This window comes from Candidatus Zixiibacteriota bacterium (genome assembly GCA_040756055.1).
In the GTDB taxonomy this organism is placed as follows: Bacteria; Zixibacteria; MSB-5A5; order GN15; family FEB-12.
Map to the genome: position 1 here is coordinate 17602 of JBFLZR010000011.1, position 20769 is coordinate 38370.

At 53.0% G+C, this 20769-nt stretch carries 16 protein-coding genes; 14 read left to right on the plus strand and 2 right to left on the minus strand.

Going from position 1 to position 20769, the window contains the following annotated elements; all coding sequences use genetic code 11:
* The first annotated feature begins 1 nt into the window (after position 1).
* The 11 genes from AB1483_14165 (at position 2) to AB1483_14215 (ending at position 15132) form a co-directional block, all read left to right on the plus strand.
* A complete protein-coding gene (locus tag AB1483_14165) occupies positions 2–385 on the plus strand; it encodes a histone-like protein 2 (GenBank protein ID MEW6413597.1) in 384 nt (127 codons plus the stop codon).
* 165 nt (positions 386–550) lie between these two features.
* Positions 551–1336, plus strand: a complete 786-nt coding sequence (locus tag AB1483_14170; GenBank protein MEW6413598.1) for an electron transfer flavoprotein subunit beta/FixA family protein — start codon at positions 551–553, stop codon at positions 1334–1336.
* A 45-nt stretch (positions 1337–1381) separates the two neighbouring features.
* Positions 1382–1762 carry a cupin domain-containing protein gene (locus AB1483_14175; GenBank protein ID MEW6413599.1) on the plus strand — a complete coding sequence of 127 codons (381 nt, stop codon included), beginning with the start codon at positions 1382–1384 and terminating at the stop codon, positions 1760–1762.
* Between the two features lie 84 nt (positions 1763–1846).
* Positions 1847–4096 carry a hypothetical protein gene (locus tag AB1483_14180; protein MEW6413600.1) on the plus strand — a complete coding sequence of 750 codons (2250 nt, stop codon included), beginning with the start codon at positions 1847–1849 and terminating at the stop codon, positions 4094–4096.
* Between the two features lie 53 nt (positions 4097–4149).
* The gene (locus tag AB1483_14185; protein ID MEW6413601.1) at positions 4150–5919 is read left to right on the plus strand and encodes an ABC transporter ATP-binding protein; all 1770 of its coding nucleotides are present in this window, start codon (positions 4150–4152) and stop codon (positions 5917–5919) included.
* The gene (locus AB1483_14190; GenBank protein MEW6413602.1) at positions 5916–7730 is read left to right on the plus strand and encodes an ABC transporter ATP-binding protein; all 1815 of its coding nucleotides are present in this window, start codon (positions 5916–5918) and stop codon (positions 7728–7730) included. Before AB1483_14185 ends, AB1483_14190 begins: the two co-directional genes overlap by 4 nt.
* 3 nt (positions 7731–7733) lie before the next feature.
* Entirely contained in the window at positions 7734–8531 is a 798-nt protein-coding gene (locus tag AB1483_14195) for an inositol monophosphatase family protein (GenBank protein MEW6413603.1), read from the plus strand.
* A gap of 42 nt (positions 8532–8573) precedes the next feature.
* A complete protein-coding gene (locus AB1483_14200; GenBank protein ID MEW6413604.1) occupies positions 8574–9893 on the plus strand; it encodes a two-component regulator propeller domain-containing protein in 1320 nt (439 codons plus the stop codon).
* 224 nt (positions 9894–10117) lie between these two features.
* The gene (glmM, locus tag AB1483_14205) at positions 10118–11473 is read left to right on the plus strand and encodes a phosphoglucosamine mutase (GenBank protein ID MEW6413605.1); all 1356 of its coding nucleotides are present in this window, start codon (positions 10118–10120) and stop codon (positions 11471–11473) included.
* Positions 11474–11490: 17 nt separating this feature from the next.
* On the plus strand, positions 11491–13317 hold the full coding sequence (gene glmS / locus AB1483_14210; protein ID MEW6413606.1) for a glutamine--fructose-6-phosphate transaminase (isomerizing): 1827 nt from the start codon (positions 11491–11493) through the stop codon (positions 13315–13317).
* Positions 13318–13335: 18 nt separating this feature from the next.
* Entirely contained in the window at positions 13336–15132 is a 1797-nt protein-coding gene (locus tag AB1483_14215; GenBank protein ID MEW6413607.1) for a cation:proton antiporter, read from the plus strand.
* 62 nt (positions 15133–15194) lie between these two features.
* Here the strand turns inward: AB1483_14215 and AB1483_14220 are convergent, their stop codons facing one another.
* Both AB1483_14220 and AB1483_14225 read right to left on the minus strand, forming a co-directional pair.
* Positions 15195–15932 carry a hypothetical protein gene (locus AB1483_14220; GenBank protein ID MEW6413608.1) on the minus strand — a complete coding sequence of 246 codons (738 nt, stop codon included), beginning with the start codon at positions 15930–15932 and terminating at the stop codon, positions 15195–15197.
* Positions 15898–16485 (minus strand): RNA polymerase sigma factor, encoded by a 588-nt coding sequence (locus tag AB1483_14225; GenBank protein ID MEW6413609.1) that lies wholly within the window; start codon positions 16483–16485, stop codon positions 15898–15900. The genes AB1483_14220 and AB1483_14225 overlap by 35 nt, the downstream gene beginning before the upstream one ends.
* Before the next feature lie 545 nt (positions 16486–17030).
* On the opposite strand from AB1483_14225, the gene AB1483_14230 reads away from it, so the two are divergent.
* The 3 genes from AB1483_14230 to AB1483_14240 all read left to right on the plus strand — a co-directional run bounded on the left by AB1483_14230 (position 17031) and on the right by AB1483_14240 (position 20414).
* A complete protein-coding gene (locus tag AB1483_14230) occupies positions 17031–18641 on the plus strand; it encodes a pentapeptide repeat-containing protein (protein ID MEW6413610.1) in 1611 nt (536 codons plus the stop codon).
* A gap of 157 nt (positions 18642–18798) precedes the next feature.
* Entirely contained in the window at positions 18799–19560 is a 762-nt protein-coding gene (locus AB1483_14235; protein MEW6413611.1) for a hypothetical protein, read from the plus strand.
* A 95-nt stretch (positions 19561–19655) separates the two neighbouring features.
* Positions 19656–20414, plus strand: a complete 759-nt coding sequence (locus AB1483_14240; protein ID MEW6413612.1) for a hypothetical protein — start codon at positions 19656–19658, stop codon at positions 20412–20414.
* Positions 20415–20769: the final 355 nt, after the last annotated feature.

A 20769-nucleotide genomic window follows, 5' to 3' on the forward strand; every position in this document is an offset into this window, starting at 1 on the left:
AATGCGCAAAGCAACCAAGAAAACAGTTCGTAAGGCTAAGGCTAAAAAACCGGCCGTGCGTAAAGGCGCCAAGGCATGGGCTGCTGCGGAAGTGTCCACGCTGCGCAAGGCATACAAAACCAAAACCGCGACTGAGCTGGCCAAGATGTTCCGCAGAAGCGTTTCATCCGTGAAGGCCAAAGCCCGCTCGCTGAAGCTGAAAAAGGCTAAAGTGAAAAAGGCGGCGCCGAAGAGAAAAGCCGCTCCGAAGCGCAAAGCCGTAGCCCGCAAAAAAGCCGCTCCCAAGAGAGTGACCAGGAAGAAAGTGGCTAAGAAAAAAGCCGCTCCGAAGAAGAAAGCGGCCGCGAAGACCTCGAAAAAGAGAGTCGCCAAAAAGAGAAAATAAGAGCGAGAAAGCCTTATTCGATCTATAAAAAGCCCGTCGTCCGGCGGGTTTTTTTTATTACGCGCTCGCAAGTCCCGACAGGCTTGACAAGACCCCGCCGATTTATGATATTCCTTCAACATATTGGCCCAATCGAAATCGATACCACAATCGACAGGAGATACAATGAATATAGTCGTCTTAATCAAACAGGTTCCGGAGATAGCCCTCATTAAGGTGGATCAAGCCGCCAACGAGGTTGTGCTCCCACAGGGACCGGGAACGGTCAACCCTTTCGATGAGTATGCCGTGGAAGAAGCCCTGCGGATGAAAGAAAAGCACGGCGGCAAGGTGACGGTCATGACGGTCGGCACCGACAGGGCCGAATCCGCCCTGCGGGCATGTCTGGCTCTCGGCGTCGATGAGGCTTGCCTTCTCAGTGACGATACGTTCAAGGGCTCCGACCAGCAGGCAATAGGTAAAATCCTCTCCTGCGGCCTCAAGAAACTTGGCGAATACGACCTCATTCTGGCCGGCAAACAGGCCATCGATTCCGACTCCGCGCAGGTCCCCGGAGCTGTGGCCGCCGCACTGGGTCTGCCGCAGGCCATGTTCGTTAAGAAATTCGAGAGTGTCGGCGATGGTAAGGCTACCGTGTACCGCACGACCGAAGATGGATACGACGTGGTGGAACTGACCCTCCCCGCGGTAGTGTCGGTGGTCAAAGAAATAAACGAACCGCGCCTCCCGTCGTTAAAGGGCAAGATGGCCGCGAAAAAGAAAGAGATCACCAAATGGAGTGCTTCGGATCTCGGTCTCGATGGCGCCGCGATTGGCGGCAATTCGAAGACGAAGGTCACCAAAGTGTCGCCTCCGCCGCCGCGCCCCAAGGGTGAGCTTATCGAAGGTGAGACGCCTGAAGAGATTGCCGGCAAGCTGTTCACCAAGCTCAGGGATAATCAGGTACTTTAAAATAACGAAGCCGCCGCAAGGCGGCTTTTGTTTTACCGGTGTCACATGTTGATCCGAAAATTCCACCACTGTCCCGAAATCGTCGCCGGCGATCACACCCGCCTGCGCGAGCTGCTTCATCCCGACAGGGATTACTCCTTTAACGGCCGCTACTCGCTGGCTCATGCGGCGCTTGCCCCCGGCCGGGTGTCGAAAAAGCACCGTTTGAAAACCGATGAGGTCTATTTCATTATTTCGGGGTCGGGTCGGATGCATATTAATGATGAGGTCGCTCAGGTCGAGAAGGGCGACGCCATAGATATACCGCCGGGGGCGATTCAGTGGATAGAGAACACCGGTGAAAGCGAACTGACCTTCCTTTGTATAGTCGATCCGGCCTGGAAAGCTGACGACGAAGAGATTTTGGGGCAAACTGACGGTTGTTGACAGCGATTAGCCCGCCGGGCAAAATATTTTCCGCCCCAAGTTTCAAAATTGACATCTTCAACAAACAGCCGATATATTTATGATATGAAAAGGACTTCAATTTCGGCCCGATTCCGGCCGGGAATCCTGACAATCCTGGCTCTGGCTTTTTCTCTGTTAATGTTCAGCGCCTCCAATGCAGCGGCCAACGAACTCGTGAAGCATAGCCTTTGCGATGTGAGAGTGCTGTATTTGTTCGATGACCCGACGTCGATTGAGTGGCCGACGCTATATTATCTCAATGATGAGATCGGCTGCCGGATCGAACTGCTGACCGCATCGGAACGAGCGCGCGCCGGCAGTGACAATGCCGAGATACCGGACAAGGAAATTTATCTTACCAGAGCGCATTTTCCCGCCGGTGATTCGAGCGCCGTCTCGACTCTGATCGCCGACCTGTTTTACGATCGCCCACCAGATATTGTCATTTTTGGCGACAGGGGAGGAGATCCGCTGTTCGAACTGCTCAAAAGAAAATTAATCGAGAGAGCCCGGCCTGAAGACAGGCTTTTCAATATCCTCAAGGTGTACAGGAAATCACCCGACGACAACCGTCAGAAAGTATCGAGTGGCGCGATAGCTCTCAACAGCCGGGAATTGTTTAACCGCTACCACGACCGCATGAAGCTCGAAATACCGGTTTTGTTCCCGCTTTTCGAGATAGATGGTTTCAAGGCCGCCAGACTTACCCGCTACGCGCTGCTTGAGAGCAATATGCCGAACGCGCCGTACGAGGACAACTTCATGTCCGGCATAGGACATCTTCGACTGACTTCCATCATCGACAGCGTCTTTGTCGACGGCCCCTTGAAGCAGACGATAATGAAGCAGGCGAGAAAATACGTTTCCAGTTTCAATGCGTCGAAGATTTCCGTCGGACAGACCAAGGTCAGCTTTATAGTCGACGGTTATCGGGAGATGAGACAGTTGAGCCGCCACGAGTCAGCCATCGGCAGCATACCCGGATTTCAGCAGTACCTGCTGGAGTTGGAACGCAAGGCGGAGCTTGCCGCGCTGAAGGCAGTCGGGATTACGTGGGAAGGAAGAATCGTTCTGAGGGACTCTCCACACGGCCCCCGGCTGAAATTTATCGCGTCGGTTTCGGCCAACGGTCCCAAAGAGATCGAACTGAACGGCTTTACGTTCCATCCGTACTGGGATTCGGTCGCGGTCCCTCTCGACGAAACACCAAAAGTAATCTTGCCGCATCAGTCCTACACCCGGGAGTTTTTCGTTGATATCGAAAGATCGTACCTCGACGGTGAGATACCGGATTCGCTTGAGTTCACGGTGGACGCCGCTTATGGACAGATTCCGCTCACCTTTACGAGCAAGATTCCGGTCTGGCAGGCGCCCGACCTCGAGATCGAATTCGAACCGGACTATTATTTCGTAAAACCATTCCCCAGCCTGGAAATAGACAGGCTTGTGACAAGCTTGAATATGAAGGCGGTAATCACCAAGCCGTACGACTATGCCGGTATCGCTCAGCTGAACCTGCAGACTCCACGAGGCCTGTTTGCCGGAGCTTATCGCAAGGAACTTGAATTGGAAAAAGGCACCCTTACCGAGACAGTCAGGATCCCATTCACAATCTCGAATCTATTCGAACTGGGCATACAATATCAGACTATCGAGCTTTCCGTTGATGACAAACTGGTCGACGTCGACACGAGCCGCATCCGAATCGCCTCCTGTGATATTGCCGATACCATCAAGGTGGCTTTCATGCCCGACACGCTGGGAATGCTCGAGGATATCCTTCGCATGACCGAAGTAGCCTATCTGCCCCTCACGGATCGCGCTCTGGTTACAGCGGACCTCGATGCCTACAATGTGATTGTCATCGGCTCGGGCAGTTTTCGCAACTATCCGTCATTTCACCTGATGAAGAACCGGTTCGAAGAATATCTTCGTCAGGGGGGCTCGCTGGTGGTGTTGGGGCAGCCCGATGACTGGCCATCCACGGTGCTTCCGGTCTCTTTCGTGCCGGTTATCGAGGTAGTTGATCAGCAGGATGTCGTCAACCGGATCCCCGGGGCCAACCTACTCGGCGGCCCATATCCTATATCGGAGAAGAACCTGCTCTCATCATTTTTCAAGAAACGTGATGTTTCACCGGCGGTCATTTCACCGGCGGAGAAAATTTATGTAACCCCTACGGGCGCAACGCTGCTGTCGGTGTCCCGATTGGGCGATGGTCAGATTATCTTCTGCGGATTTCCTCTGCCTGAGATGATCTCCCGGCTTGACATCGATGCTATCCATCTTTTTGCCAATATCTTGAACTATTAATCTCCGGGAGTGTTATATTGCGTATCTGAGGGGAAGACCCCGGATAGGATGGTATGACCACTAGCTCTGAAAATCCCAAGACAAATCTCTCGCAATTTTCTACGGTAACGAAATACTTCGCCCGCTATAAGGGATATCTGATTGCCGGCGCCGCCGCCGTGGTGATGTCCAACGGGCTGATTCTTATCGTCCCGTATGTTTCCAAACTCGTTTTCGACGCCCTCGAAGCCGGCAAACCGATCTCTGTTATTCTCAAGTACGTTATTTTCGCCTTCGCTCTTGCCGTACTGTCGGGTGTGTTCCGGTTCATGATGCGCCGCACGATTATCTGGATGTCGCGGCACATCGAGTATGATTTGCGCGGCGAGATTTTCTCTCACCTTCTGAGACTGTCGCCGACATTCTATCACAATACCCGCACCGGTGATCTCATGGCCCGAATGACCAACGACCTCGAGGCGGTGAGGCAAATGATCGGGCCCGGCGTCATGTATATCAGCGACACTGTCATCAAACTCACGGTCTCTTTCGCGGTAATGCTTTTCCTTTCAACGAAACTTACCCTGTATGCGGTCATTCCGCTTGTCCTTCTGCCGGTGGCCGTGTACAAGCTGGGTAACATGCTGCACAAGAGATCAATGAAGGTTCAGGAGAAATTCTCCGAATTGACCGCCACCGCGCAGGAGAATCTCTCCGGCGTCCGGGTTATAAAGGCTTTTCGCCAGGAAGGCGCCGAAATACGAAATTTCAATTTGATGTCCAAAAGTTATATCTTCTTGAACATGGCGCTCGCGAACCTTCAGGGCGTCTTCATGCCCTCGATGCGGCTTCTGGCATCAGCGTCCTATCTGATTGTCTTTTACTTTGGCGGTCTGGAGGTTATCAAAGGCAATCTGGGCCTGGGCGATATCGTGGCGTTCTTCGCCTATCTGTCGATGATCTTGTGGCCGATGATCGCTATCGGATGGGTAACATCACTCTACCAGAGAGGGAAAGCGTCCCTTGAGCGCATCAATACCGTCCTGCAAACTGAGCCGCTTATCAGAGATGGTGACCACACGGGACACGATCAGCCCGTCGCCGGCAGGATCGAGATTCGTGATCTCAGCTTTGGTTATAACGGCAACAGGGTGCTCGAAAACATAAGCCTTATCATCGAGCCCGGCCAGACTATCGGACTGGTGGGTAAGACAGGTTCGGGGAAAACAACGCTCGTCTCTTTACTGGCCAGACTTTTTCCGGTGGAACGGGGGAAGATATTCATCGATGGTGTGGATGTTAACGACTGGCAACTGGAAGCTCTCCGGCGTCAGATCGGTTTCGCCACCCAGGAACCGTTTCTCTTCTCCGATACGATCGCGGATAACATCCGGTTCGGATGTCAGGAGGCGGGCAGAGAGGCTGTCGTGGAGGCCGCTCGCATGGCCGACCTGATCAAGGATGTTGAGTCGTTTCGCAACGGTTTTGACACTATCGTCGGCGAGCGCGGTATCACCCTCTCAGGAGGACAAAAACAGCGTACCGCCATAGCACGGGCAATATTGCCCAAACCGAAAATCCTGATACTTGATGACGCTACCTCGGCTGTTGATATCGAAACCGAACACCAGATAAACCAGCGGATCAAGCAGGTACTGGAAAACCGCACCTCGATTATTATATCCCACCGGGTATCCTCCGTAAAGGACGCTGACCTGATATTGTACCTGCACGAAGGACGAATTGTCGAGAAAGGTACGCACGAGCAACTCCTTCGGCTGGGCGGAGAATATGCGGAACTGTACCGTTCACAGCTGTTGGAGATGGAGCTGGAAAAGTTATGAGCGCGACCGGTTACCACGAAGAAGAAGTACTGGGAAAAGCCTATGATGCCCGCCTGATGCGGCGTCTGTGGAAATACTCCCGACCGTATCGATGGATAATCGTTCTCGCCGTCTCGGTGCTGGTAGTTAATGCCGTGCTTCAGACCTCGCTCGCCTTCGTCACCAAAAACGGTATCGACAATTATATCATGAAAGGTGTCGCCGAAGGCTTCGAAAAAATAGCCCTGATCTACATGGCGATTACGGCCGTGCTGCTCGTGGCCAGCTACACTCAGATATATGTGACCATGTGGCTGGGTCAGAGAATACAGCACGACATCCGCATGCAGATATTCCGCCATCTCCAAAGACTGCATCTGGGCTTCTTCGATAAAAATCCGGTAGGCAGAATGGTCACCAGGGTTACCAACGATGTCAACACGTTGAACGAGTTGTTCTCTTCGGGGGTGGTCAATATTATCGGCGACATTCTGATGCTGGTCTTCTTCGTCGCCGCGCTGGTGTATGTCAACTGGAAACTGGCGCTCGTGACTTTCGTCTCGTTGCCGCTGCTTGTGCTTGTGACTTTCGTGTTCAGGGCCAAAGCGCGCGATGCCTACCGCGTGGTAAGAATCAAATTGGCCCGACTGAACTCATTCGCGCAGGAGCATATCACCGGCATGAATATCATCCAGCTTTTCACGCGTGAGGACACCACCTTCGGCAAATTCGACGATATCAACAAAGACCTCCGCGGCGCCCATTTTAGATCGGTTCTCTATTACGCCGTCTTCTATCCGACTATCGAGATTATCGGGGCGATGTCGCTGGGACTGCTTTTCTATTATGGCGGCCGGATGATTGGTATGGGCAGCCTGACCTACGGTGAACTGGTGTTGTTCATCTATCTCGTGGAGCGTTTCTTCAATCCGATACGCGACCTGTCGGAAAAGTACAACATCCTTCAGGCGTCCATGGCGTCATCCGAGAGAATATTCAAGCTCATCGATACCGAACCGCTGATTGTGAGCAAGAGGACGGCCAAAAGAACCGGCGACTTTAAGGGCTCAATTGATTTCGAGAACCTGTGGTTTGCTTACAGCGATGAAGACTGGGTATTAAAAGATGTATCGTTTTCCGTTGCCGCCGGCGAAAAGGTGGCCATCGTGGGCGCCACCGGCGCGGGGAAGACATCGCTGATGTCGCTGCTGTATCGCTTCTATGACTACCAGAAAGGCTCGATTAAGATCGACGGTATCGATATCAAAGACTATTCCATCAAGGCCCTTCGCTCCCACATGGGGCTCGTGCTGCAGGATGTCTTCATTTTCAGCGGAGATTACGCTCAGAATGTGCGGTTGCGCGATAGCCGGATTTCCGACAGGCAGGTGGACCAGGCTCTGGCCAGGGTCGGTTTCGACAGATTCATGAAAAATCAGTCGCAAGGCATACACACGGAAGTAAAAGAACGGGGAGCGACATTATCGACCGGGCAAAAACAGCTCCTCTCGTTCGCCCGGGCTTTGGCCTTCAATCCGGATATTTTGGTTCTGGACGAAGCCACCAGTTCGGTCGATACCGAGACCGAAACACTTATCCAGAGAGCACTCGATGAACTCCTGAAAGGCAGAACTTCGATAATAATAGCGCACCGGCTCTCGACCATCGAAAAGGCTGATAAGATTATCGTGTTACATCACGGGGAGTTACGCGAAATGGGCAAACACGAAGAATTGTTGAAAAAACAAGGCATTTATTATAAATTGTACCAGTTACAGTACAAAAGACAGGATGTCACGTCCGGCTCGCAGGCATCTGTGGCCGGCGGATAATAAATGAAACCAAGTCAAACTGAACTGAGACAATACCAGACCTTCGCGCAGAAACTTGCTGCCGGGGCGGGGAAAATCCTCTCGGATGGCTTTCATCGGGGCAAGAAAGTCAAATTCAAGGGGCAGATTGACCCGGTTACGCAATTCGACCTGAAGTCGGAGAAATATATCATCTCGGCCATCCGTAAGAAATATCCCGATCATGGAATTTTGGCGGAAGAAGGTTCGGGCTTTGATAGAGAATCGCCGTTTCGATGGGTTGTTGACCCGCTTGATGGCACAGTAAATTACGCCCACGGCTTTCCCGTTTACTCCGTTTCGATTGCTCTGGAGTATAAGAAGAAAGGCATCGTGGGAGTAGTTTATGATCCCGAGGCAAATGAGTTGTATTCCGCGGCACGCGGACTGGGAGCAACCCTGAATAAAAAGCGTATAACGGTTTCTTCGCAACGGAGTCTCGAGCGTTCCCTTCTGGCGACAGGCTTCGCTTACAATATTCGCACGGCGCGAAAGAACAACCTCGGGATGTTCGCGCGTATGATGAAAAAGGCTCAGGCGGTGCGAAGACTCGGCTCGGCGGCGCTGGATTTGTGCTGGCTCGCGGCCGGGAGGCTCGATGGCTTCTGGGAGTACTACCTGCATCCATGGGACACCGCTGCCGCGGCTTTGATTGTGAAAGAGGCCGGAGGCAAGGTTTCGCGTATAGACGGCGGGGAATACTCTATCTTTGACAAAGACATTTTGGCAAGCAATGGATATATACACTCGTCGATGAAGTCCGTGCTGACCGGTCGCGGTTAGCTTTCGGGGCGGGCGGAAGAGACATACCTTTAAGAGGATGATATGATATTACGTTACATCGGTGTAATTCTCGGTCTGGCGTTGATTGTGACGCTCGGTTGTTCCGGTGATGATGAGACTATCGTGGGACCGGCTGACACAACGCCGCCTGCGGATATTCTGAATCTGACTGCCAGTGATCCCAGCGGCAGCACGGTCACTCTTGTCTGGACAGCTTCGGGCGATGATGGTGTGTTGGCAAGGGCCGACCACTATGAAATAAAATACTCTATTTCGCCGATCACCGAAGACAACTGGAGCGCGGCCACGACGGTTGCCGATCCTCCATATCCGTCCGTGGTTGGCTATCCGGATACTTGTATTGTCAGCGGCTTGTCTCCCGTCACAACATACTACTTTGCCGTCAAAGTGGCTGATGAGGCGGACAACTGGTCGGGTATTTCGAACGTCGTCAGCGCCACAACCCTTCTCGCCGGTAGCTGGTCTGTCTACACAGAAAGCAACAGCGGGTTACCTTCGGACATGGTCAGGGATATCGCCGCCACCGGATACGGCCGCTTCTTCGCCACCAATGCCGGACTGGCTCATCTGAACGGCCTGACATGGACAATATTCGATACCGCCAACTCCTATATACCAGGTGATGACCTCACTTGCCTTGCGGTTGATGGAACGGGAATGTTGTGGATCGGCACCAGTTCCGCAGGACTGAGCCGGTTCAACGGCGCTACCTTCACGAATTATTCCAGCGACAGCACTTCGCTTCTCTCGAATTCCATCAACTCCATTGCGGTATCCCCCGATAACGAAATCTGGGTTGGAACGACCGGCGGTATCTTTCACCAGGTTGATACCGGCTGGGTAAATTACAACACGTCCAACACCAGTGGCGGCTTGAACTCCAACATCATAGGTTCTCTGGCTTTCGACTCCGCCGGGTATCTCTGGATTGGATACAACTATGGCGGCGCCAGTCGATTCGATGGTGTGAATTTCGAGGACTTTAACGCGGGAGACGGTTTCACGTCGGGAGGCGTGATATCGATTCTGCCAACCGCGGGCAGAGTCTGGTTCGGAACCGAGCAGGGAGCGTTCAGCTATGACGGCAGTGATTGGAGTGTACTGAATACATCGAATAGCGAACTGACAAGCGATGTTATTTTTTCGATAGCGGTCGATCTGGCCGGGCACCGCTGGTTTGCCACTAATGATGGCGTGTTTAGATACGATGGCGCCGCCTGGACACACTACACCACCGTCAACAGTCTCCTTCCGGATAACGTCGTCAATATGGTAAAGACCGATGCTTACGGAACAATCTGGATTGGAACCGAAGGCGGGGCGGCGGCGTTTGACGACTGATTGATACATGGTCAGATGCCAAAAATAGACTCGGAAAAGCCGGGTCGGTCAAACCGGGGGGGCCGAAATTGCGTTTTAATTGATGAAGAGCGCTTGACACCGGTGAGCGTAGCAGTTAAGTAATTGTCATCCAATATTTTCAGGCTTGGCTGATCTATAAAAACGGGATAGAAAGAGACGGTTACTTTAGCCGACATTAAAATATATAATACGGATTATAGCTGATGAAACAGAAGTTGGTAAAATCTACCTCGGGTGTAAGAGGGGTAATCGGAGCCGGTCTTGACCCGGTTATGGCAACCGCCTACGGAGCCGCTTTCGGTACGCTTGTTAAGACAGGTACGGTGGTTATCGGCCGCGATAGCAGACCTTCGGGCTCAATGATCCTCCCGGCGGTAATCTCCGGGCTGGTATCGGTCGGTATTGATGTTGTCGATATCGGTATTGTCCCGACGCCGACCGTCGAGATAGCGGTGAAACAACTCAGGGCGGTTGGTGGAATCTGTGTCACAGCTTCGCACAACCCATCTGAATGGAATGCCCTGAAATTCTTCAACGATCGAGGCGAGTTCATAACCCCCGCGCAGTACAAGAGGCTGGACCGCATTTACTCGACCGGCGCCTTTGCATACAAGACGTACAAAGACCTCGGTAAGGTGGTTGTTCAGAATCACTGGGTTGGTGAGCACGTAAAGAAGACCCTCAAAGTGAGAGCGGTAGACAAGGCTGCCGTAATAAACCGCAAGTTCAAGGTGGTTGTCGATGCTGTCAACGGGGCAGGTTCGGAGGCTCTCCCATTGTTGCTGACGAGACTCGGGGCGAAAGTTGTAGAGATCAATTGCGATGGTGACGGTAATTTCAAACGCAACCCCGAACCGGTGCCGGCCAATTTGAGACTGTTGTCATCGGCAGTGAAGCGTCACAAGGCTGATATTGGTATGGCCTGCGATCCCGATGCCGACCGGCTCGCTTTGGTCGATGAGAAGGGCAACCCCATCGGAGAGGAACTCACGCTTTCAATCGCGGTGGCGGCAGTGCTGTCAAAGACCAAGGGTCCGACAGTAATAAATTTATCAACCTCGAAAGTTACCGAGGAGATTGCTAATTCGCTCGGTTCGAAAGTTATTTATTCCAAAGTCGGCGAGAGCAACGTGGTGCAGATGATGCACAATCGCAAAGGCGTGATTGGCGGCGAAGGTAACGGCGGCGTAATCTATCCCGCGTTCCACAGCGGCCGTGACGCGCTCATTGCCGCCGCGCTGGTGCTGTCGTACTTGGCAAAAAAGAAAATGAGCCTGGGGGAACTGGTTGCAACTTTCCCCAGGTACTATAATATAAAGACCAAGGGTTTGTTGAAGGCGAACTTTTCGTCGAAGCTTAAGCAGTTCGAAAAAGAAGTCCCCCGTCTACTGGGCAAAACCAGAGTGGACCGTCGCGACGGTCTCCGCTTCGATTTTGAAAGCGGGTGGCTGCAGATTCGTACCTCCAACACTGAGCCCATATACCGCGTAATCATTGAGACATCGGATAGATCCCTCACCGAAAGTCTCCTTCGAAAAGTGCGGAAATATTTAAAATAGCGGATAGGATATAGAATATGTGCGGAATAGTCGGATACGTAGGTCCCAAGAAAGCCATGCCGGTGCTCATAAAAGGGCTCAAACGCCTTGAATACAGAGGCTATGATTCTTCCGGGATCGCCATGCTGACCGGCTCAGGACTAATGGTTGCCAAGTCGGCGGGAAAGATAAAGAAACTCGAAGAGACACTTAACGGCAACAGCATGGAAAGCACCCACGGTATCGCCCATACCCGATGGGCCACCCACGGTGAGCCGACTCAGCTGAATGCCCACCCGCACACCGACGAAAAACAGGAGATCGCCCTTGTCCACAACGGTATCATAGAAAACTACCGCACCCTCAGAGAGTTTCTCGTTCAAAAGGGTTATGAGATCAAGACCGAAACCGACACGGAAATTCTCGTGCATCTGATCAGGTTCAACTACAAGGGTTGTCTGACCGAGGCTGTTCGCAACGCTCTGACGCAGGTCGACGGTACTTATGGTATCGCGGTCATCTCGGCGCTGCATCCCGGCATGATTGTCGTCGCCCGAATGGGTTCGCCGCTGGTTCTGGGGCTCGGTAACGGCGAGAACTTGGTGGCATCGGATGTCTCCGCCATGCTCGAATACACCAATCGCGTGGTTTATCTCGAGGATGGCGAGATCGCCACTGTTACCGCCACTGATTACAATATCACCACGATTCAGAACGTGCAGATAACTCCTCAAATCGAAGAGGTGACGTGGACACTCGACCAGATTGAAAAAGGCGGCTACGACCATTTCATGCTCAAGGAAATTCACGAGCAGCCCACGACTCTTCGCAACGCCATCAGGGGACGTTTGAATTACGATGAAGGCATTCCGCGCTTGAACGGTTTGAACCTTCAGTATGATCAACTTCGCAAAATCGAAAAAGTCATTATCACGGCCTGCGGAACCTCGTGGCACGCCGGGCTTATCGGCAAGTACCTGATCGAAGAACTGGCGCGAGTCTCCGTCGATGTCGAGTACGCCTCGGAATTTCGTTACCGTTCCCCGATTATCGGCCCGAACGACATTCTCTTCGCTATCAGTCAATCGGGTGAAACCACCGATACGCTGGCTGCCATGCGCGAGGCAAAAAAACGCGGCACGACCGTGCTCGGTATTGTCAACGTGGTCGGCTCGACCATGGCGCGCGAGACCGACGGTGGCGTGTTTATTCACGCCGGCCCTGAAATCGGTGTGGCATCGACCAAGGCGTTCACATCGCAGGTCATGGTGCTCAGCCTGATAACGACGCTGCTGGCAAGGATGCGCCAGATGTCTGTTCAGGCGGGGCAGGAGATCATCGCCGCCATTCAAAGAATTCCCGACCAGGTCGAACGCTGCCTGCAGACCTCGGAGCAGGTAAAAAAGATAGCCTCCGAGTACTATCGTAATAACAATTTTCTCTATCTCGGGCGCGGTATCAATTTCCCGGTTGCTCTCGAGGGAGCGCTCAAGCTCAAAGAAATTTCCTATATCCACGCTGAGGGTTACCCGGCGGCCGAGATGAAACACGGTCCGATCGCTCTAATCGATGAAAACATGCCGGTCGTGGTCATCGCGCTCAAAGATCCGGTGTACGATAAAGTCATGTCGAATATCGCCGAGGTTAAGGCCCGCAACGGTAATGTGATCGCGATTGCCACCGAAGGCGACACCGAGATTGCCGATCGTGTCAACCACGTTATCTATATCCCGGAAACCTATCGCCTGCTTACTCCGCTGCTGTCGATCATCCCGCTGCAGCTTCTGGCCTATCACATCGCCGTCATGCGGGGATGTCACGTCGATCAGCCGAGGAACCTGGCGAAATCGGTGACCGTAGAATAACCGAAGGGGTTTAATCCCTTGAGTGAACATCTTCTAATCGGCCTGGCCAGCATACTCATACTGGGTATTCTGGCCCAGTGGCTTGCCTGGCGGCTGCATCTTCCCGCCATCCTGCTGTTGTTGGTTTTCGGTATTATCGCCGGTCCTGTCGTGGGGCTTTTGCGCCCCGATGAGGTCTTCGGCGAGGCGCTCTTCCCGATTGTGTCAATCTCGGTCGCTATCATTCTCTTCGAGGGAGGTCTGAGCCTCAAACTTTCCGAACTTCGCAAAACGGGTGGCGTCGTCACCCGGCTTGTGACGATCGGAATACTCGTCACATGGCTTTTTGGGGCGCTGGCGGCGCACTATGTCGCGCGTCTGGAGTGGTCGCTGGCGATTCTGCTGGGCGCCATCCTCGTTGTCTCGGGGCCGACTGTCATTATCCCGCTTCTCAGACAGGTGCGTCCGCGCGGAAGAATCGGCTCGGTAGTCAAGTGGGAAGGGATCGTTAATGATCCCATCGGAGCGGTTCTCGCGGTGCTTGTATTCGAAGTGATAGTCTCCGGCGGGGCGCACGGAAGCACCAGCGTGGTATTCTGGGGTGTTATCAAGGCGCTAATGTTTGGCACATTCGTTGGATTGTTATCTGCTGGTGTCATTGTCCTCATGCTACGGAAATTCCTGGTTCCGGACTTCCTGCAGAATCCCGTTTCGCTGATGATAGTGATCATGTGCTATGTGGCCGCGAACGGTCTTCAGACCGAATCCGGATTGCTCGCCGTGACAGTCATGGGCGTGGCGCTCACGAACCAGAAGTTCGTTTCGGTGCATCATATCCTGGAATTCAAAGAAAACCTCCGGGTGCTCCTCATATCGAGCCTGTTTATCGTGCTGGGAGCGCGTCTTGAAGCATCGCAACTGGCCCTGGCCGGAATAGGAGGATGGATCTTTGTTATAATCCTCATAGTCATAGTTCGGCCCATCGCTGTGTTTGCCTCCACCGTAGGGACATCGCTGACGACTAATGAACGTCATTTTCTCTCATGGATGGCCCCGCGCGGAATCGTCGCGGCCGCTGTCGTGTCTGTGTTCGCGATCCGTCTGACCGAAACCGGCCACCCTCAGGCGGCGGCGCTGGTGCCGCTGACGTTTATCGTTATTATCGTCACGGTCGCGGTCTACGGACTCACCGCATCGAAGGTCGCGCGTCGCCTCAAAGTGTCCCTGAAAGATCCGCAGGGAGTGTTGTTCGCCGGGGCGCCGCCCTGGGCGCGCGATATGGCCAAAATTCTCAAGGACAACGGATTCGAGGTCGCGATGGTTGACTCCAACTGGGATAACATCACCGAGGCCCGACGCATGGGTCTCACCGGCTATCACGGCAGCGTGCTCGGCGAGGAAATGATGTACAATCTGCAACTCGACGGTATCGGGCGACTGTTGGCGGTGACGCCCAACGATGAGGTCAATTCGCTGGCGGCGCTGCATTTTGTCGATGTTTTCGGAAGCTCCGAGGTGTATCAACTGCCGCCGGCGAAGGAGCGCAAAAAGGACAAACGCGAGCAACTGCCGGAGCATCTTCGCGGACGGTTCCTGTTCGACGAAGAGGCCAACTGCCGCTATATGACAAACCGGTTTCGTGACGGCGCCGTGATCAAAAGGAATTCTATCACCAAAGAGTTTGATTTCGAGGCGTTCAAGGCGAAGTATGGGACTTCGGCCCTGCCTGTTTTTTTGATCAACGAGTCCGGCAAGCTCACTGTCGGCACGGTACAGGATCCCCTGTCCCCCAAACCGGGGCAAACTATCATCAGCATTGTCAACCCCGTGGACTGACCGGCAAAACAAAAGAGGGGCTCACGATCGTGAACCCCTGCTAACGTCTATCGTGACCCGCGTTACTGGGTAACCTCGAGGTCGATTATAACCGTGCCGTCTACTTCGTTGGTGATAACATGGATAGCACCCGGCTCGAATCCGGCGTCAATGAGCTGGTCTCTGATCTGTTCTTCGATCTCTTCGGGAGTACCACCGACTTCGGTCGTGATCGTGATTTCACGAAGCTCCTCGACCACCTGCGCGTACAGGCTGCCCGATACTTCCTTGAGCACCGGCGTGATATCAGGCTCAGCATCGGTACCGGTCATGGTGCGAAACGCCGCGGCGGCGGTCGTGGCCGCTTTCTGATCCGGAAGGTTGCTCAGGGTCCAGACCGTGCTTTCGCCATCGATGTTGTAATTCACCCAGACATCGTTGAGTCCGAGAGTCGACATCGCCGAAGCAAGCTGGTTGGGATCGGAGATGGCCTGGTCCGACGGGAGACTGAAAGCTACGGTGTAACCGACCGTCTTCATGTAGGAGAACGGGATCATGGTGCCACCTAAGATGATGGCGAGAGCTATTATCGCGGTGATGCCGCTGACGCGATGATTGGCGAACAATCTTGTTGCTAAAGACATGGCAGTATCCTTTCGGGATGCTTGCTGAGCCGCTTGGGCCTCGAGCCTTGTCTTGAGAAAAGACAGCGGCGTGGTATTGTCGGCCTGCTGATCGCGAAGAGTCTCGAGCGACTGATTCAGGATGCGCTCGGCTCGCTCGGGGTCAGTCCGACGGTTGTTGGCTTTGCGAAAAAGCATGGGCGGCTCCATTGGTTTGAATTTCTTCGTGTCTTTCAAGATAGCGCTCGATTTCACGGCGCATCTTTTTGCGCGCGCGGGCGAGTCGGGCTTTTATCGTCCCTGTGGGACGCCGGTACAGGGCGGACAATTCGCCCACTGTCCAGCTTTCAAGTTCATAAAGACTGACCAGCGCACGTTCATCGGCAGAAAGAGCGGCCATCGCGCGGCTCACCCATCGACGGGCGCAGTGCGCAGCGGCCGGATCCTGGCCGCAGTCGATCTGCGCGGCTTGCGATGTGAGGGGGAGACGCCTTTTGCGCCAGCCTCCGGCAAACCGGTTTTTGTGCCGGTTGACGAAGATGCGGTACAGCCACGGGCGGAACGCACCCAGCTCTTTGAGGGTGTGAAATTTCCGCATCGCTGTCAGCAGACAGTCCTGATACAGATCATCGCCCTCTTCGCGAGACCCCATCAACCGCCGGCAGAAAGCTTCGGCCCGGGCATGCTCCGGTTCGAGCAGCTTCCAAAAAAGCTGATGGTCGCTCGTTTGAGGTTGGCTATCTGTTTTCATCAGGGGCTCTGGCATAAGTGCTCTCTTTACCGTTTTGTTTAAAGACAGTTTGAAACCCGATTCGGTTGCCTGTCTTTGGCACAAGATGTTACCCGTTATATGTAGCCTGCGTGGTTTTGTTTCACCCGGCGGCCACGGCCGCCTTAACACAACGATATGGCCGCCGTAATCGCCTGTTAAACAGCGACTTATTTCGATATGGCTTCGCCTTTAGGTTTCTGATATAAAACACCGCTACCACTACAAACCGCCGTTACCACTACAAACCCCCGCTACCACTACAAACCCCCGCTACCACGTCACCCCCGCGAAAGCGGGGGCCCAGCCACACGCGACCGCTTTCAGGGCGCGTTACTTCGGCGGAGGTCGGAATCCACATATTCACAATGGACGGTGTGGTCTACAATCCCTTTGACATTCCCCGCCCTGCCTTTTATTTTGTGTAAGTTAGCGGGAGGTTTTGCTTGAATCCGCTTACCTTGATTTCACAGCTTGGCAAGATGATCCTAAAGAACTAACACTGTGTCAGCAAACGATGGAGCGGTATGTCAACGTGTCAGGTTGAGATGCAGCGTGGGCGCCCATGCGGTAAGCCCCTGTATGACGGCCAGAAGTGTATATTCCATAGCGAAGATTCAGACAAAGATGCCGACCTTTTCAACTCCGACTTGGGTAATCTTCTGCACCGTCCACCGGGCAATATTCATGACTTGACAAAATTTGTTTTCCTGGAGAAAGTGACACCATTTCCTACCAGCCTTGCGGGAAAGGCGTTTTTTGAGGGTGCAGTTTTTCTGGGCGATACAAGTTTCCTACCCAGTGAGTTCGTTTCCGACGTGTCCTTCAATGAGGCCATTTTTCAATTTGACGCCAAGTTTGCCGGTACCGTCTTTCACCGCCGAGCCGACTTCTCTGGAGCGCGCTTCAATGGGTCGGTTGCCTTTGGAGGTGCTCGGTTTGAACATGACGCGACATTTCACTATGCTCAGTTCAATGGTGATGTATTCTTCAGTTACGCCAGATTCCACAATCCAGGGTTATCAGATGTCAACCGGGAAAACTTAAGGGCTTCCTTTTCCCATGCCAGATTTTGTGGGAAAGCTCAATTCGATAACGTGGTCTTCGATATTGGATTCATTTTCGACCAGGTAATCTGCGAAAGCGATTGTGATTTTTCATCCTCGCAATTCCTCAGAGACCTCTTGTTCGACTCGTGTCAATTCCAGAAGAAGTGCTCATTTCTTGGTGTGCACTTTCAAGGTGATGCCGCCTTCGCCGATAGCCGATTTCGTGATGTCTCTTTTAAAGCTTGCCAAATGAGAAGTGGTGCGCAGGTCCGGTTTGACGGCGAAAAGACTAGAGACAAAGAATTTTCCGCATTTCAGGAGTCGGGTGATTTCCGAAGGGTAATTCATAATGACTCTTGCTTCATGTATTTCCGGATGGTGGACCTGAAAAACGCTTACTTTCTAGAAACAGATGTTAGTCGCTATCACTTTATCGACGTTTCGTGGGCCGCCAGACCGGGTTTTTTCCACCGATTCGTAGTATGGCCAAAGCGTTTGAGAGATTATCTTGAAAAGCACCAGCTGAGGAGAGCGCTTAGGGACGAATTATCCTTGCCCAAGGATGCTGATGCGTCAGATTTTAACTTAGTGGCGCAGTTGTATCGCCGTCTTCAGGCCAATTATACGGCTAATTACCAGTATTCCGAAGCGGGTGATTTTTATATCGGCGAACAGGAAATGGTGAGGAAAGCGAAAGGGATAATTCGACGCTACCTATATGTCAATTATCTGTACAAGCTGGCCTCTCTCTATGGAGAGAGCTTTCTTCGTCCACTGTTTTGGCTGTCGGTTGTACTCCTTTGTTTCCCAATGTGGCTTCTTTACGACGGAGTGAAGTTCACTCCTGTTGTAGAAACCAACTATGACTGGAGTTGGTCACCTGCCGACCTCCTTCTATTCCGGCTCGACTACTGGGAGTGTTTCTTCAGGAATCTGGCTGTCTGTTCCATAAGTAGGTCCGCACTGAACGATAGCTTCACGTCGTCCTCCCAGATCGGAGTGGTGACTCTTGAGACAATACTCGTAATTACTTTCGCAACGCTATTTGTGCTTGCGCTGCGTCGTCGATTCAAAAGAAAGAGCTTCTAGCAACGGAATTGATAGCGTGAAACCGCGCATCATGTACATAGCGTTAAAGGATCATGGGGGTGGGCACGACCATTGTCGTGTGGAGAGCGAATGTGAACTTGGGATGCATAGCCTATCGCCACGATGCGCATAACCCTCTTGGGAAAGGTTTGGATTCATGGACCACAGTGATGTGCTAAAAACCGAGTTAGGCGAGCAATATAACCAATACCGCTGGGTCGGTCAGATTCAAGCGATCGTGCTGACCTTTTATGGCGCCGTCGTCACCTTAGTCTTGTCAGCGGCAGCTCTCCTTCGTCCGGCGCATATAAACCCGCCGCACTACGTCTGGATAGGTTGGGGTTTGATCTGTCTTGGTCTATTTGGCAGCTTTGTTGGCTACGGACTTTTTCGGTCTCGCCGGATGCAAGTCATGACTGCGAGATATATGTCGTTACTCCTTCTCAACCTGGTAAACGAGACCAAAGACAATGTAAAGCCGGGGTGCTCGGCTTTTCGGTTCCGTAATCTGCGGTCTACGGGTGGAGGTTTTTCCCTCTCAGATACAATCAATTTGGCCATACTTATAGCGTTTTATGTCGGAGAAGCCTTGTTGATAGGTGGGCTTTCTCTCCTCTTGTATGTCTGGGAGGTTGATTTGCTGATTTCGGTTGCATTAGTTTTGAGCGTGGTAGCTTTGCTTGTTACCCCACTTGTCCTAGACAGATCCATGAGGAAAGAGCGCAGCAAGATGGACAGGAAGTGTCAGGAGTTGGCGGTACAGGACAGTCCCGAAAATTGGGCGGACCCATTTGATATTCTGGGATTTCCCCTCCAGAGTCCACCCGCGACCGCGGATGCGAAACCTGTTAACGTTGATGACAAGTCGGAGGATAGCCATCGAGCCGTTCCTCTGGCAGAGCAGGAGGGCACCAGCTAGGCCTTTTCCTGACACGCTATCCCCCCCCACATTTTCCCTACAACTTCCGAGGAAAATGCTCCCACCGGTTCTCCTGTAAAAGGAGAACTGTACCTATGCCAGCATCAAAAAAACAAATCCAGGCTAACAAAAAAAACGCCCAAAAATCTACCGGCCCCAAAACCCCCGAAGGCAAAGACGCCGTCAGGCTCAACGCCGTCAAACACGGCCTCTACGCCACCGACCTCGTCATCAACTCCCCCAACCTCAAAGAAAACCCCGACCACTATACCGAACTGCTCGACTCCCTCATAAGCGACTTCAAACCCAAATCCCTCTTTGAACTTTCCCTCATCCGCAAAATCGCCAACTGCATCTGGCGCTCCCGCCGCATCACCGCCGCCGAAACCGCTCGCATTAACAAGCAAATCGAAGACATCAATCCCCGCCTCATCCGCGAATACCAACTGCGCTTCTACGATTGGGACCGTGATGACCCCGAAGAAATGAAAGAACTCGATGAGGTTGTCGAAGATGAGGTTCATCAGCTCGCCCTGATCAAAAGCATCCCCGAAGACAACTTCGCCCGCGTTCTGCTGCGCTACGAAATGCGCCTCGACCGCCAACTCACCCGCGCCCTCTCGCAGCTAAATGCAATTCAAAATCGACGTAAACGCGGACCTTACAACAACAAGCAGCAAAAAAACGAATTTCGGGACCCTGAAAAAATAACCGAACAAACCCAATTTCCCGCGCCCACCCCCTCACCAGACCCTGACTACCCTGACAGTACCCCACCGCCGGTGTTAGACGAAACGATACCTGCATCTGACAACAGTACCCCACCTAAAGCGTCAGCGACAGGTGGAAAATGACTTGCCCGGGTGGCAGGCTCAAACTTGCTTTGGGCCTGACGTGCATACAAATGGATCGTAGGTCGGCGTTCCGCCGGGTGTGGCCTCGTCTCACGAAGGATACACGCCAAGAAACCCGACATCTTCACTTCGTAGGGGTTCAAAATTTTGAACCCCTACGAGAGACTGGCCCGCCCTTTGGGACTGGGTGGCCCGCCCTTTGGGTGGGTTTCTATTTGTGTTAATGTGGCGGTTTAGTCAATCCCACCTAAAAGGTGGGGCACCCTTTGCGAATTTGAAGGGGGATGATAACATTAAGGCGGGTTCGAAGACGGACCCGCCCTACAAGATATTTATGTCTGTCTACTGCTCGACT

Excerpts from the sequence above, each read along its gene's own strand:
- AB1483_14195 (MEW6413603.1), top strand. The coding sequence starts at position 7,734 with ATGAAACCAAGTCAAACTGAACTGAGACAATACCAGACCTTCGCGCAG.
- AB1483_14220 (MEW6413608.1), bottom strand. The coding sequence starts at position 15,932 with ATGCTTTTTCGCAAAGCCAACAACCGTCGGACTGACCCCGAGCGAGCC.
- AB1483_14235 (MEW6413611.1), top strand. The coding sequence starts at position 18,799 with ATGGACCACAGTGATGTGCTAAAAACCGAGTTAGGCGAGCAATATAAC.
- AB1483_14225 (MEW6413609.1), bottom strand. The coding sequence starts at position 16,485 with ATGAAAACAGATAGCCAACCTCAAACGAGCGACCATCAGCTTTTTTGG.
- AB1483_14190 (MEW6413602.1), top strand. The coding sequence starts at position 5,916 with ATGAGCGCGACCGGTTACCACGAAGAAGAAGTACTGGGAAAAGCCTAT.
- AB1483_14170 (MEW6413598.1), top strand. The coding sequence starts at position 551 with ATGAATATAGTCGTCTTAATCAAACAGGTTCCGGAGATAGCCCTCATT.
- AB1483_14200 (MEW6413604.1), top strand. The coding sequence starts at position 8,574 with ATGATATTACGTTACATCGGTGTAATTCTCGGTCTGGCGTTGATTGTG.
- AB1483_14240 (MEW6413612.1), top strand. The coding sequence starts at position 19,656 with ATGCCAGCATCAAAAAAACAAATCCAGGCTAACAAAAAAAACGCCCAA.
- AB1483_14185 (MEW6413601.1), top strand. The coding sequence starts at position 4,150 with ATGACCACTAGCTCTGAAAATCCCAAGACAAATCTCTCGCAATTTTCT.
- AB1483_14230 (MEW6413610.1), top strand. The coding sequence starts at position 17,031 with ATGTCAACGTGTCAGGTTGAGATGCAGCGTGGGCGCCCATGCGGTAAG.
- AB1483_14165 (MEW6413597.1), top strand. The coding sequence starts at position 2 with ATGCGCAAAGCAACCAAGAAAACAGTTCGTAAGGCTAAGGCTAAAAAA.
- AB1483_14175 (MEW6413599.1), top strand. The coding sequence starts at position 1,382 with ATGTTGATCCGAAAATTCCACCACTGTCCCGAAATCGTCGCCGGCGAT.
- AB1483_14180 (MEW6413600.1), top strand. The coding sequence starts at position 1,847 with ATGAAAAGGACTTCAATTTCGGCCCGATTCCGGCCGGGAATCCTGACA.
- glmM (MEW6413605.1), top strand. The coding sequence starts at position 10,118 with ATGAAACAGAAGTTGGTAAAATCTACCTCGGGTGTAAGAGGGGTAATC.
- glmS (MEW6413606.1), top strand. The coding sequence starts at position 11,491 with ATGTGCGGAATAGTCGGATACGTAGGTCCCAAGAAAGCCATGCCGGTG.